Here is a 13596-nt window from a genome sequence, read left to right as displayed (position 1 = left end):
GTTCTATGGATGGTTTACGCAATACCGCCGCTTTATTGACGGTTATTCAAACTTGTAAAGCTCAAGGTAAATCTGTCATTGATTTTTTTCGTCAAGCTTTAATTGATCCTTCTTCCATCTCTCTCATCCCTATTCTTACCTGAATTCTTACAAATTTACTTAGAAATAGTATAGGTAAAATGACAGAAGAAACTAAAATTGGATTAGGACAACCATTGCCTAATGAATTAGTTTTTACTAGAGAAGCACCCGCAGGAGAAGTTGCAATGATCCCAGACAATAATATTGAGATGTGTCTTGGACAAAGAATGATGGGTATCAAAACTAATGAAAATGAGGTCTTAGGCAACTACCTGTTATATTTTCTGCAATCTCAAGCACTAAAAGAATATGTTGCTATCAAATCTGCTGGCAGTACAGTAAGCCATTTACGGGTTGGTCAGGTCTTTGATATTCCAATAATTTATCCATCAAGTATTAGTGAACAGAAAGAAATAGCTGATCTTTGTTCTAGATATACAGAAGAAATAGATTATGGCTGTAAGTTCATACAAAACGATATTGAGCTTTAGTTTGGACTAAAGGGCAGGTAAGAGAGAGGAACCAAAAGACACGAGAAAATTGAGCAGGAGCTGCAATAGCAAAATCCAGCTCAAAATTGAGAAGAGAACCAGAACCTAAGTGGCAATTGGATGGGTTGGCACAGGAGTTTTTTCAGTTTTCTTTATTTTTGAGGCGTGTTTTTTAACAGTCGGATAGCGAATACGAGGAGGAAGGCGAGCGCCCTTGGAGCGCCCAGGCGATTTACCGCGTAGTTTAGGAGGGATTGCAGGAGTACCAATCGCGGCAATAATTACCGCAAAGGATTGAGCGACACGACCAGGAGCAAGATTATCCTGAGGAGACTGCCAAGGTAAAGGAGAATCAACACAATCGAGTCGAGCGAACCAAAGTTGCCAAGTCATTAAAGGCATCAAAGCACTCCAACGCTCAGCCGCCTGAGTAGAGGTAATCTGGGGTAGAGTCCAATGTAGGCGTTGCTTGGCAAAACGATACCAATGCTCTAGGGCAAAGCGACGCAAATATTTTAACCACATAGTCTCCAAAGCAGGCATAGTTTTACCCAATCAAGCCAACCACATGGGCTGAAACTTACGGTTGCGTCCCAAGGGTTCAATCACCTCAACTCTAAAAATCTGCATCGGTCGTTCTGGAGTGGTACGGAAATGAAAATCACGCCAATGAGTTACCCGTACCCGACCGATTTTTGGGTCTGTAATTTCTATGGTGGTGTCGGCAACAGCCCAAGTTTCTGTGGCATTCAGTTTGAATTTATGCCCATGCTTACAAGGTGCGCCACGACCGCTATAGGCTGGAGGAACTCCCCAAATACAGCGATTAGATGCCAAACGCAGTAATAGATCCGCCTCAATATTCGCTGTTGCTTTCACAAAACTTGCATTCCCATATCCTCGATCATAGACAGCTAGGGGGCGTACGCTTAACTGCTTTGTGACTTGTTTGAGTTGGAAGGCAGCTTTACTCACAGGAGTCTCGAAACTGTTGATCCGCTCATGTTTTATCGGTAGCGCCCAACTTCCTCTTGCTTCGGGAATCCATGCCAAGGTGCTGTAGCTTTGTCCTATGCCGATACTTTCATCTTTGCCATGATGGAATCCTCTTTCCTTCAGCGTTTCTGCATCTGGTCGCAACCATACGCTATTATCTCCTGCTAACAAAGGTTGCTCTTCCGTTGGGATCTCTTGCACCATCAGCTTCATTAGCTTTGCTCTGACTGGTCGGCTGTCGCGCAGTCCCTCATAAATACTTGACCATTTTCGCCGAAATAATGGATTCATTGATAGACTCACATACGAGCTAATACTCGGACTTGTCAGGACGGCATCCATTAATTCAAATACTGCATCTTTTCCTGTTCCTAGGTATTCATATATCGACTTGCGAAATTCTTGTAATTTTTGGAAAATTATAGTAGTCAATGTCAATTTGGTTTATTGATCATTGCTCTTTTGGCAGTTTGTGACATTCACTTCCTGCCTTTCTTTTCTTCTTTTTAGTCTAAAGTCCAGATTGAGAAAATTAGAGAATTTCATAAAACACTTATTTCAGAAGCAGTTACAGGCAAAATCAAAGTGTGAGTACAGGCTTTTAGCCTTATGTCATACTAAAAACATTGGTAATAAAATATCACCATGACTCAAACCCCACTCCGCACCGCCATAACCAGCGAACAAGACCAAGATCAACGCCTAGTCTATTCGGGCATCACTTGGGAACAATTTAAACTGATTCAAGCAGGTTTCGCCGAATCTAACCGAGTCAGACTTTTTTATTATCAAGAAACCATCGAAATTCTCATGCGCGGACGCGCTCACGAATTTAACAGAATTATCATTGGATTCTTGATCGAACTATTTTGTCTAGAAAGCAACATCGAATTTGAACCCACAGGCTCCATGACCCAACAACGCGAAGGCGAAGTATCCGTCGAGCCAGATGAATCCTATTGTTTCGGCGCATCCAAAAACACACCCGATCTCGTTATTGAAGTAACCTTTAGTAGCGGCAGCCCCAAAAAATTACAACGCTATCAGCCATTACAAATTCCCGAAGTATGGTTTTGGCAAAACGGTACATTTAGCCTCTATCGCCTCAATGATGACCACTACGAAGCGATCGCCAAAAGCCAAATACCAGAACTAGCCAACCTCGATATCGACCTACTCACAAACTGCATTGCGATCGCTCAAACCTCTCGCCTCGAAGCCTCAAACACCTTCCGCAATGCCATCAAAAAGAGATAACGTGTAAATTATGCCTGCAAAAGATATTTACCATGATGCGGTTAAAAACGCGCTTATTCAAGACGGATGGGAAATTACCGCCGATCCTTACTTCATTAAGTACGAAGATGCAGAACTTTATGCAGACCTCGCCGCCCAAAAGCCGATCGCCGCACAACGTCAGGAACAGAAAATTGTTGTCGAGATCAAAAGCTTTATTGGTAGATCTCCCATGTATGACTTTCACAACGCCATTGGGCAGTACATCGTTTACCGTAACCTCATCCAGATCACCGAACCTGAATATAATCTTTATCTAGCGATCGACGACCTCACCTACGACAACTTCTTTCAACGTGCCTCAATTCAATTAATCACCAAACAAAACAACTTAAAAATTATCGTTGTAGATACCCAAAAGGAGCGCATACAGTTATGGATAAACTAACCTACTATCGCCACACGATCCAAACCCTGCTCAGCGACTACTACAATCTCAACCAACGTCAAACTCAAGAAAATCCAATTTGCGATCGCCTAGCCCTCGACCCAGAGCGAGATCAATACCTATGGCTTCGCACGGGATGGGATGGTAAAAAACGAGTACAACATATCATCCTTTATTTACAAATTCAAAACGGTAAAATCTGGATAGAAGAAGACAGTACCAACTTTTGTATCGTTGACGATCTGCTCAATGCCGACATACCTAAACAAGACATCATCCTTGGCTTTCAACATCCCAGCAAACGACACCTCACCGAATTTGCAACCAATAGCGAAAACGAAATTTTACTTGTAAGGTAGCCACAATGGTTCAAATTGCCCCAAAACTACTCAGCACCGATACCTTTATCGCCAAATATGGCGACACAACGCAATACGAACTAATTGACGGAGAACTAATTGATTTGGAACCAACAGGACTACATGAACAAGTAGCCGCCCTCATCGGACGGAAACTCAACATCGCGATCGATCGGCAAAACGCACCATTTTTTATCCCCTATCGCTGCTTAATCAAGCTATTAGGCACAGAAACCGCCTTTCGCCCTGATGTCATTGTCCTCGACCAAAGCCAACTCCACCAAGAACCCCTCTGGCAAGAAGAACCGATTATTTGCTTAGGTCAATCGATCAAACTGATCGTCGAAGTTGTCAGCACCAACTGGCAAAATGACTATGCCCGTAAAGCCGAAGACTACGCTCAACTAGGCATCCCCGAATATTGGATCGCTGACTATCTCGGACTTGGTGGCAGAGAATATATCGGCACACCCAAACAACCCACCCTCACGATCTGCACATTGCAAGGCGATCGCTACCATCGGCAACTATTTAGAAATAGCGATCGGCTGCAATCCCCCACTTTTCCGAGCCTAGAACTCACCGCCGATCAAATTTTCGCAGCAGGAAAACTGTAAAGATAGGCGGCGCAACGCGCCGCCTATCTTTACCATCATAAATTTTAGAAATATCAAATTATGGTCAGCCAAACCAACGAACAAGCATTAGAAGACCTCATCGAGCGATCGCTAATTACCAACTCACGCTATGAAAAAGGGGATTCGGCTGACTACGATCGCGAATTTGCGATCGACAAACAAAAAATTTGGCAATTTCTGGAAACCACTCAACCACAACAACTCGACAAACTACGCGATCGCCCAAACTGGCAACGCCTGATCCTCGAACGCCTACATCGCAAAATTCAAAAAGATGGCATCATCTCAGTTTTGAATTTTGCGATGTAGGCGTTCGAGGATGCACATCTCACCCTTCTCTACAGCCTTCCCCACAACGACAACAAACCCGAAATTCAAGCCAACTTCGATCGCAATATCTTCTCCCTGACGCGCCAAGTCTACTATTCCGAAAGTAACCCGCAACTCTCCATCGATATCGTTCTATTTATCAATGGCATTGCGATCGCCACCCTCGAATTAAAAAATACTTGGACAGGTCAAACCACCTACCACGCTAAACAACAATATTGTAGCGATCGCGATCCTAAAGAACCGCTATTTCAATTTGCCCGTTGCCTTGTTCACTTTGCAGTTGATACCGATGAAGTTTGGATGACCACCAAACTCGATCGTCAAAGCACCTATTTCTTACCCTTCAACAAAGGCGACAACTACGGCAAAGGCAACCCAGTTAACCCCAACGGACACAAATCCGCCTACCTCTGGCAGGAAACCCTCACTCGTGAAAGCTTATCCAAAATCATCGAGCATTTCGCCACCCTCTCCACCAAATCAAAAACCCTACTTTTTCCCCGTTACCATCAACTCGATGTTGTCCGCCAAATCCTTACCCATGCCCAACAAAATGGCGTAGGACATAAATATCTAATTCAGCATTCCGCAGGTTCAGGTAAATCCAACTCGATTACATGGACAGCCTATCAACTGATCGAACTCTATGCCCAAGGTGCGTCCACACCTCTCTTTGATTCCGTCATCGTCGTCACCGATCGCCGTATTCTCGACAAACAACTAAAGGACACCATCCAAGGCTTTGCCGCCGTTAAAAATATCATTGCCCATGCCAGCAACTCCCAAGAACTCAAAACCGCTTTAGAAACTGGCAAAAAAATCATCATCACCACGATCCAGAAATTCCCCTTCATCGTCGATGGTATTGAAAATCTTAGCGATCGGAACTTTGCCGTGATTATCGATGAGGCGCACTCCTCCCAAAGCGGACAAGCTGCCGATAAACTCAGCATGACTATCGGTATGGATGAAGAAGATCCAGAGGATAACCAAGACAAAATCCTGAAGGTAATGGAAGGACGCAAGTTAAGTAAAAATGCCTCCTATCTCGCCTTCACCGCCACACCCAAACCAGCTACCCTCGAAAAATTTGGCATCAAACTCCCCGATGATAAATTTCAACCATTTCACCTCTACTCCATGAAACAGGCGATCGAAGAAGGCTTTATTCTCGATGTCTTAGCCAACTACACCACCTACAAAAGCTATTACGAAATCCAAAAATCTATTCAAGACAATCCCCTCTTTTATACCGCCAAAGCCCAGAAAAAACTCCGCGCCTATGTAGAAGGTCACAAAGAAACGATCGCCACCAAAGCCGATATTATGTTCAACCATTTTATCGAACAGGTTTGGCAACAGAAAAAGCTCAAGGGCAAAGCCAAAGCCATGATCGTCAGTCGCAACATTGAAACCGCGATCCGTTATTTCTTTGCGATTCGCGACGCTCTCACTTCAGCCAATATGCCATTCAAAGCGATCGTTGCCTTCTCTGGCGAAAAAACTGTCGATGGTATTAAATACACCGAAGACATCCTTAACGGATTTCCTAGCAAAGATATCCCCACAGAATTTGCGAAGGAAGACTACAAAATTTTAGTGGTTGCCAATAAGTTCCTCACAGGTTTTGACGAACCCTTACTGCACACAATGTATGTCGATAAAAAGCTGCAATCCGTTCAAGCCGTCCAAACCCTATCGCGCCTCAATCGTTGCAATGCATCCGTAGCCAAAACTGATACCTTCATCCTTGACTTCTTCAATACCATTGATACCATTGATGAAATTAAAAAAGCCTTTGATCCTTTCTATACTTCTACAACCCTCAGTCAACCCACTGATGTCAATGTTCTCCACGACCTCAAAGAAGCATTAGACGGGGTTGGCGTATATGAATGGTCTGAAGTTCAGCAATTTAATCAACTCTTTTTTAATAAGGCTGAAGCCGATCAGCTTAGCCCCTTAATTGACACTGCCGCCCATAGATTCGAGCTCGAACTAGAACTCGACAACGAAGCAAAAATCGATTTCAAAATCAAAGCCAAACAATTTGTCAAAATATATGCTCAAGTCGCTTGTATCATTCCCTTCAATAATATGCAATGGGAAATGTTGCACTGGTTTCTCAAATTCCTCATTCCCAAACTGATAGTCAAAGATCCCACTCAAGAACACCTCGATCAGCTACTCGAAAGCATCGATCTATCTACCTACGGCTTAGAGCGCGTCAAACTTAATCACTCTATTACCCTAGATGCAAACACATCCGAACTTGATCCGCAAAATCCTAACCTGCGAGGTTTTCACGATGAAGCCCAAAAAGATCCCCTCGATGAGATTATTGCCGCCTTTAATGCCCGATTTTTTACAGGATGGAATGAAGTCAAGTTTATGAACATTGCGCGTCATATCACCCAAAATCCTAATTACGAATCTCAAGTAGTCAACAACCAAGACGAGCAGAACCGTCATCTAGCTTTCGAGCAGTTAATAAGAGAAGCTATGAATAAAGAACGTAAGCAAGATTTGGAGACATATAAACGCTATGTCTCCGATCCAGATTTTAAACGAGCTTTTGATGCCAGTATTATGATGCTACTTCCCAAAGTGAGCGATCAAGGTTTATCCCAAGGCTAAAAACAGCTATGCTGTTTTTAGCCTTGGCTTGGTTTAGCGCAAATCGCTGTATATGAACACAAGTGGACTCGAACCACCGACCCCCACGATGTCAACGTGGTGCTCTAACCAACTGAGCTATGCGTTCTGACGGATTAATAATATAACATAGTGGAGTTATATTCAACAAAAAATCTATGAAACTAATTTTGTATAGCAAGCAAGGATGCTGCCTGTGTGAAGGTTTGCTGACAAAATTACAACAGGTAAAGCAAGTTGCCTTCGATCTAGAAATTAGAGATATCACTAGTAATCCAGACTGGTTCGATCGCTACCAATATGAAATACCTGTACTTTGTTTGCTCAATGATCGCCAACAAGAACAGGAATTACCAAGATTTCCGCCGCGATCGCCAGTCGAGAAATTAGAAGCATTACTTCAGCGCTATTGCTAAATTTATTGCATCCATGAATTTGTCAGCACTTGCTTAGTCGTCGTCAGCGCATAGATATCAATCAATCCAGGATATCTGGATGCGCCTCGCGTTTTTAAACTGGACATCCCCAAAGCAATCTTGGCATTGCCACTATCACCAAGCTTAAAACAACGACTAAAGCGACTATGGGCATTGACAAAGATCGTACTGCTATTAACGCGACTAACAAAGCGATCTCGTTCAGATAGAGAATCAGTCAGCAATACATCGGCATGACCACTGCTGTACTGATTAATCCAAGCGATCGCCTCTTCAGTATCATTAACGATCTTGATGGCGATCGTCTCGTCTAAATAAGCCTGTCCCCAAATATCCTCAGACTCGATCGATTGGTCAATAAGAATTTGACTTGGTTTGTCTGTTTCCTCGCTATGGGACTCCTCAAGAAACTGGCGAAAATAGGCGGTTGTTTCCGCACAACCACGTACCACCAAGCCTTGCTTTCTAAGATTACTAATCCATTCACCGAGACTGCGATCAATTAAAGATCGATCAAGCCAAGATCGATGTACGACAACCTTTTCGATCGCATTAACTGCATCAGGATCACCCTTACGACTATTCAGAATAATTTCTCTGGCAAAGTCTAACTTCCCTGAAGCTGATAAATATAAATAGCAATTACCCATAGAAATGGGCAAAGCCGAGACAGTTGCTTGTTTGCTCACCTGCTGCACAAAGCTAGGACGACCATAGGGAATCACCAAGCGCAAATACTTTTCTTGGACAATTAGTTCTTTGAGGGTCACACCTTTGGGGACGCAGGACATACATGCTTCGGGAAAATTTCTAGCAATGAGGATTTCCTGAACGATCGCCGCGATCGCTTCTTGAGTATTTGTGCCTTCATTCCCACCCTTGAGAATAATTGTATTACCGACCTTTAGGCACATTCCCGCCGCAATTAAGCCCAGTTGAGGAAAGCCCTCATAGATAAAAGCTACCACCCCTAAAGGGACGCGCTGATAGCCATTGATACCCACATGCAGGGTAAGTGGATCAGGCAGATTTGCAAGCTGGGTCAGACATTCGATCGCATTGTTGAGACGTTCGGGAGTCAGTTTCAGCCACTCTAGGACCAACTCAGGCACAGCCATATCTCGACTAGCTTCTAAATCCAGCGTATTCGCTTCTAAAATCGCGTTTTTATGCTTTTTAATACTATTAGCAATTTCTAGCAGCAAACTATCGCGGTCTCTAGTAGAGATTTGCATCAGTTGCAGCGCCGCCGCATGGGATTTATAAATGAAGCCTGTAAGGTCTTCTGGTGACATACTCTGTAATAAATAATTGTTAAATATCGCGCTGACGAATCACGAGCAATCGCCATATTAGCAAACCTAAAAGGGTAAACAACAAAATGGCTAGAGGAATACCTAAAGTTGATTTGAGATTTAGCGCCCAGACAATGACTAAAGCAAAAAACAATAGTGAAGCCGCATATATCAAAGCCATTTCTAGCCAAGTTTGCTGTCCATTTCTATAAATAGGTTGCCATTTACCAGTCCATTGCCATGCATGTTGTTGCGACTCAATCCCACCTACCTGCAATAGACTATAGCCGTCGTTTTCTAGCTGAAATAGCAAGGAACAGCGATCGCATCCAAAAGCATCAGTCAGTGCGATCGGCTTTAGCTTGCCACGTTTGCGAGGGCAAGGACAGGGGTAAATTTGTTCTAAATCGATTTTTTGAGGCTTATGGATATGCACTAGATGGACATGCTCAACAAAGATGCTAAAGGTATGCTCAGAATAGAAATATAGATTCAGTTAGATCAGGTCACTAATCAAAATGATTGTATAGCAATCCTAAATAATTTGTAAGAAAGACAAGGGGCTTAAGCCCCTTGTTACAAGCCTTTACCTTTTTTATGTGACTCATTTTACGCACTTCCTAGTCAAGAATTTAGTATTGCGGGGCTTTGCACCACAACACTAAACTCTTACAACAAGAAAAATCCTAAAAGCGTTGCTTCGCAACGCTTTTAGGATTTTTCTTGATTTGGGTTTAAGTGCAAATCGTTATAAATCATGTGCAGCGTAGAGCGCCGCACATGATTAACTCTAGATGTCTATTAAAATTTTGTGTAGTAATTCACCAAGATTGCTGTATTATTTTATTCGGTGCAAAAAACACCTAACTCAAGCGGATGTGGCGGAATTGGTAGACGCGCTAGATTTAGGTTCTAGTATCTTTGATGTGAGAGTTCGAGTCTCTCCATCCGCATATAAAAAAAGAGGTAATGCTTCGCATTACCTCTTTTTTTACTTGAGCCATTCTTCGAGGCTAGTGGTTAATTTACCTGTAATTTGAGCTGTAAGCTGATCGCGCTTTTGTTTACGTAACCATTTTTGAAATTGCTTTTCGTATTCTTCACTTTCTGACTGGTAAATAACCCATGAATCCAGTGCAATGCCTAATCCCCAAAATAATAGAGGATAGATCGCCCAGCCAATTCGACCAGATGTAAAAAGGTTGAGTGCTACTAAAAAAGAATTAACGATCGCATATTTCAATACATTTGACTTTAAAGATTTTCTTTTGTATTTATCAAACTCTACCTGCTCTTTGCGAACGGATTGTGTAGATTGCCATTCCTGCACAGATGCTAAAAAATCAGCTTCACTGATGCCCATATCGGAAGCAATCTCATATACTTGCTGTTTGGTCAGATTTTGACCATTGGTTCTCTTGGCAAGAGCATAACGGAGAATCTGATCGACTTGTTCTTCTGAATAAGTTTCCATATTTTCCTCCAGAAAAATAAATACAAACAACTCAATGTTGTTTGTATTTATCCTAGTTCAGTAATGAAGCGATCGCAGCAATCACGTAGCCAATAGGTATAAGATTGTGGATTTTTTTGAATATCGGCTTGCAAAACTTTTAAATCTATCCATTTCCAATCTTCAGCTTCTTCAGGATTGAGAACAGGTTCGCGATCGCAATATCCTAGCAGCACATGATCAAACTCATACTCGGTTAGGTCATGATCTAGCTGAGCGCGATAAACAAAACTAAATAGCTCTTGCAACTCGCAGTCAAAGCCCATTTCTTCTTGCAAACGACGATGCGCCGCATCTAGTGTCATTTCATTGGGGCGCGGATGACTGCAACAGGTATTTGTCCACAGTCCTCCTGAGTGATACTTATGTTTAGCTCGTTTTTGTAATAAAAGTTGATTTTGTGAATTCAGCACAAAAATCGAAAAAGCACGATGTAGTGAACCATCCCGATGCGCTTGCAATTTTTCTGCAATCCCCACTTGGCGATCGCTACTATCTACTAAGATAACTTTTTCTTCTAAGGCATTCATAATATTTACGAGCGTTTCAAAAACAGATAATTTAAAAAGGCTTGGGCAAAGCTCAAGCCTTTTTAAATTATCTGTTTTTGGTATTAGAACGCAAAGTTCTACAGCCTCAAATTTTCAAGCAAAATTTTGTTAAATGCGGATGGGTTAGAATATATTACAAAACTACACATTCGCAGGAGTTTTATGGATACCATCGACTTAGAAAAGCTTTTTCAACGAGGCTACTATGTCACCCTCGGTGCAACATCATCATTACTTGAGGTAATCCAAGACCCCACCAAACGCGAAGAAAATCTCAAAAGGTTGGGGCGCAGTTTTGATGAGATTACTCAAGAGCTTGCTGAAAAGGGTGTAACGACTGAGGCTGAGGCTCGTAGCTATGTAGACAAGTTTATCGCGCAACAGGTAAACGGCTCATCTACTACTTCAGAATCAGCAGGTTTAACTACTGTCACCACAACGGCTAAAACTGTTGAGGACAATGTAACGGATAGTGTCTCGGAGCAGTCTAATCAATCAGTAAAAGCAAGTATGCGGGATGAGATAAAAGAACTCACAGAACAGCTAGCAGGTTTACGTTCAGAATTAGAGAAGTTACGCTCCAACTAAAAAGGAAGAGGCGCGATCGCGCCTCTTCCTTTTTAGTTTGCTATTTAACCTAAAAATCTTACTAACTGTGCGTTTGGGTACGGAGCAACTGTTGGCGCAATTTTTAGAAGAGTATGAAGGGTGAGTTGAAGTGCATATAAGAGATTGTTTGCTATATGCCTCTCGTACTTACCTTGGAGAGTGCTAGTTTTATGGCTCTAAGGTGGTTAAGGCTGTGGGTAAGTGGATTAGGATGGATTTAGTTGATGATGTTTAAGATAAATTTTGATTTCTTATATAACGTAGGAATCTAAGAAAAATAAAACCTTGTTTTCTGATATATTTTATCCCAGTATTCCAATAGCTTTCTTAAGGGCTATTATCTTAATTTAATATCATTTATGCCTCTTGCACTGCCTGAAAACGTTACAAAAAATCTCCAAAATACTAAAAACTTTTTGGATTCAAGTATTGATACTGTGGTAAATACCGTTAATCAAAATACACAAAAAGCTAAAACTGTAATCGTAGAAAGTACAAGTCAATCCATTGAAGGTATTAGTCAAATTACGGAGAATACGAGAACAAATCTTGCTAAAGCTGCTGATAACACTATGGATAGCGTTACAGAAAAAACTGGTCAATTAATTAATGGTATAACCTCCACAGCTAGCAATTTAAAAGAGTCTTTACAAACAGCTATTGAGAAGATTGACAATCTGAATCACACATTATCTGAGGGTATACAGTCTTCAATTGACGCATCTTTAAATAGTTGGATAGATAATCACCCTCAATTAGTTTGGTCAATTAATCATCCTTTGCAAAGTGTGGGGATATTAATATTGCTGCTAATTATGTCAGCAGGACTTCTAGGAGCTATATCTGATATAACGAAAATTTTTTGGCTGTCGCTCTTTACATTTCCCCTTAAGATTATTTCTAAAGTTTGGAGTACGATCTCAAACCTGTCGAAAAAGAATAATGATGGACAAAAGAATATTTCTGGAGAAACGGAAACACAGAGACGCATTGCGGAAATTTTAAGCCACCTAGAAGCTAATAGAAAAGAAGAAAGTTTGCTTTTGCAAGAATTGGAGTCTCTTCTAAAGCCTTAGTCAATTGCTATGACATTCTTAATTAGGAAGAATAGAGGATAATATGGATCTAGATCGGGAAACTCTAATTTCTTTTCGTGACCAACTGCGTGATGCTAGAGCATCTGCTTTACTCAATACTGAATCATTCCAAGAACTCTTATTCGTGGTAGAAAGATTTGGATTTTTACTAACTAAAAATCCAAAAGTAACAGGTCTTAATAGCTATAAAGATGCAGTTGAGACTTTTGCTATAAAACGTTCTCCTTTAGCAAGAGATGTTATGCGAGCATGGCATACACCATTTAGCGATCTTTATACTCTTGTCTCCAGAGAAAGAAACGATGCTTTGCATCAAGGAGCATTTGCACGTAATCTAACGAAACATGCGGTACAGTTAGCGTTGATTTTGGAAGATGCACTAATGGAGAGTTTATTGACAGTTAATGATTACATGGTAAGAAATCCGATATGTGCTTATCATTGGCAACCGATAAGTTTTGTGCGCCAGCAGTTGTTAGAAAATTCCTTTTCCTATCTTCCAGTATTTATCAATGATGGGTGGAACTTAATCTCTGACCATTCTGTTGCCTTGTATCTTCGCTCAGGCACAGTAAGTCAAAATGAAAGGAAAAAACTGCTTCTCCATACAGTTGAAGAAGCAGTAAATTTACCTCACAACAAACTTGTTATTCAAAGAATTGATGATGATAAATTATGTGATGAAGAAACTACTGTAGAAGAATCATTATTAAAACTTCAAGAATATTCATATCCATTACTCGTAACAAGAAAAAAAGAAAAGACTATTTTACTAGGAATACTAACTGCTTTTGATCTTCTCTAACAAGCATCAGAATTTATGGTTTGTTTGCTGTTTTCCGCTTAGCTTGGGCTAA

General features: G+C 41.4%; 17 protein-coding genes and 2 tRNA genes. 12 read left to right on the top strand and 7 right to left on the bottom strand.

What is annotated here, in order from left to right; all coding sequences use genetic code 11:
- The first annotated feature begins 179 nt into the window (after positions 1–179).
- Positions 180–572, top strand: coding sequence for a restriction endonuclease subunit S (locus H6G05_RS04565; RefSeq protein WP_190576694.1), 393 nt, complete (start codon positions 180–182; stop codon positions 570–572).
- A gap of 105 nt (positions 573–677) precedes the next feature.
- On the opposite strand, the gene H6G05_RS25240 is transcribed toward H6G05_RS04565, so the two are convergent.
- Positions 678–1115 (bottom strand): hypothetical protein, encoded by a 438-nt coding sequence (locus tag H6G05_RS25240; RefSeq protein WP_242025249.1) that lies wholly within the window; start codon positions 1113–1115, stop codon positions 678–680.
- Positions 1116–1127: 12 nt separating this feature from the next.
- A complete protein-coding gene (locus H6G05_RS25235) occupies positions 1128–2000 on the bottom strand; it encodes a transposase (protein WP_242025247.1) in 873 nt (290 codons plus the stop codon).
- Between the two features lie 213 nt (positions 2001–2213).
- Between H6G05_RS25235 and H6G05_RS04555 the strand changes: the two genes are divergently transcribed.
- The 6 genes from H6G05_RS04555 to H6G05_RS04535 all read left to right on the top strand — a co-directional run bounded on the left by H6G05_RS04555 (position 2214) and on the right by H6G05_RS04535 (position 7219).
- Entirely contained in the window at positions 2214–2825 is a 612-nt protein-coding gene (locus H6G05_RS04555) for a Uma2 family endonuclease (RefSeq protein ID WP_190576692.1), read from the top strand.
- A gap of 10 nt (positions 2826–2835) precedes the next feature.
- The gene (locus H6G05_RS04550) at positions 2836–3252 is read left to right on the top strand and encodes a XisH family protein (protein ID WP_190576690.1); all 417 of its coding nucleotides are present in this window, start codon (positions 2836–2838) and stop codon (positions 3250–3252) included.
- Entirely contained in the window at positions 3240–3611 is a 372-nt protein-coding gene (locus H6G05_RS04545; RefSeq protein WP_190576688.1) for a XisI protein, read from the top strand. The genes H6G05_RS04550 and H6G05_RS04545 overlap by 13 nt, the downstream gene beginning before the upstream one ends.
- A 5-nt stretch (positions 3612–3616) precedes the next feature.
- Positions 3617–4228 carry a Uma2 family endonuclease gene (locus H6G05_RS04540; RefSeq protein ID WP_190576686.1) on the top strand — a complete coding sequence of 204 codons (612 nt, stop codon included), beginning with the start codon at positions 3617–3619 and terminating at the stop codon, positions 4226–4228.
- Positions 4229–4288: 60 nt separating this feature from the next.
- Positions 4289–4558, top strand: coding sequence for a hypothetical protein (locus H6G05_RS25230; protein ID WP_242025245.1), 270 nt, complete (start codon positions 4289–4291; stop codon positions 4556–4558).
- A 63-nt stretch (positions 4559–4621) separates the two neighbouring features.
- Positions 4622–7219, top strand: coding sequence for a type I restriction endonuclease subunit R (locus H6G05_RS04535; protein WP_322096326.1), 2598 nt, complete (start codon positions 4622–4624; stop codon positions 7217–7219).
- A gap of 53 nt (positions 7220–7272) precedes the next feature.
- On the opposite strand, the gene H6G05_RS04530 is transcribed toward H6G05_RS04535, so the two are convergent.
- A tRNA-Val gene (locus tag H6G05_RS04530) sits at positions 7273–7346 on the bottom strand.
- A gap of 49 nt (positions 7347–7395) precedes the next feature.
- Here H6G05_RS04530 and H6G05_RS04525 point away from each other — a divergent pair.
- Positions 7396–7653, top strand: coding sequence for a glutaredoxin family protein (locus H6G05_RS04525; RefSeq protein WP_190576685.1), 258 nt, complete (start codon positions 7396–7398; stop codon positions 7651–7653).
- 2 nt (positions 7654–7655) lie between these two features.
- Here the strand turns inward: H6G05_RS04525 and H6G05_RS04520 are convergent, their stop codons facing one another.
- Complete coding sequence (locus tag H6G05_RS04520) at positions 7656–8969, bottom strand: aldehyde dehydrogenase family protein (protein ID WP_190576684.1); 1314 nt, start codon at positions 8967–8969, stop codon at positions 7656–7658.
- Positions 8970–8988: 19 nt separating this feature from the next.
- Positions 8989–9405 (bottom strand): hypothetical protein, encoded by a 417-nt coding sequence (locus tag H6G05_RS04515; RefSeq protein WP_190576682.1) that lies wholly within the window; start codon positions 9403–9405, stop codon positions 8989–8991.
- 436 nt (positions 9406–9841) lie between these two features.
- On the opposite strand from H6G05_RS04515, the gene H6G05_RS04510 reads away from it, so the two are divergent.
- A tRNA-Leu gene (locus tag H6G05_RS04510) sits at positions 9842–9922 on the top strand.
- 38 nt (positions 9923–9960) lie between these two features.
- On the opposite strand, the gene H6G05_RS04505 is transcribed toward H6G05_RS04510, so the two are convergent.
- The gene (locus tag H6G05_RS04505; RefSeq protein ID WP_190576680.1) at positions 9961–10443 is read right to left on the bottom strand and encodes a 2TM domain-containing protein; all 483 of its coding nucleotides are present in this window, start codon (positions 10441–10443) and stop codon (positions 9961–9963) included.
- A 47-nt stretch (positions 10444–10490) separates the two neighbouring features.
- Positions 10491–11012 (bottom strand): isopentenyl-diphosphate Delta-isomerase, encoded by a 522-nt coding sequence (gene idi, locus H6G05_RS04500; protein ID WP_190576678.1) that lies wholly within the window; start codon positions 11010–11012, stop codon positions 10491–10493.
- 183 nt (positions 11013–11195) lie between these two features.
- Between idi and H6G05_RS04495 the strand changes: the two genes are divergently transcribed.
- From H6G05_RS04495 to H6G05_RS04485, 3 genes are all read left to right on the top strand, one after another.
- Positions 11196–11621 carry a hypothetical protein gene (locus H6G05_RS04495; RefSeq protein ID WP_190576676.1) on the top strand — a complete coding sequence of 142 codons (426 nt, stop codon included), beginning with the start codon at positions 11196–11198 and terminating at the stop codon, positions 11619–11621.
- A gap of 380 nt (positions 11622–12001) precedes the next feature.
- Entirely contained in the window at positions 12002–12718 is a 717-nt protein-coding gene (locus H6G05_RS04490) for a hypothetical protein (RefSeq protein WP_190576674.1), read from the top strand.
- A 43-nt stretch (positions 12719–12761) separates the two neighbouring features.
- Complete coding sequence (locus tag H6G05_RS04485; protein WP_190576672.1) at positions 12762–13544, top strand: CBS domain-containing protein; 783 nt, start codon at positions 12762–12764, stop codon at positions 13542–13544.
- The last annotated feature ends 52 nt before the right edge of the window (positions 13545–13596 follow it).

This window comes from Phormidium tenue FACHB-1050 (assembly GCF_014696925.1).
GTDB lineage: Bacteria > Cyanobacteriota > Cyanobacteriia > Pseudanabaenales > Pseudanabaenaceae > Pseudanabaena.
The sequence above is the reverse complement of the archived record's forward strand: the minus strand, read 5'-3'. Positions and strand labels throughout refer to the sequence as shown.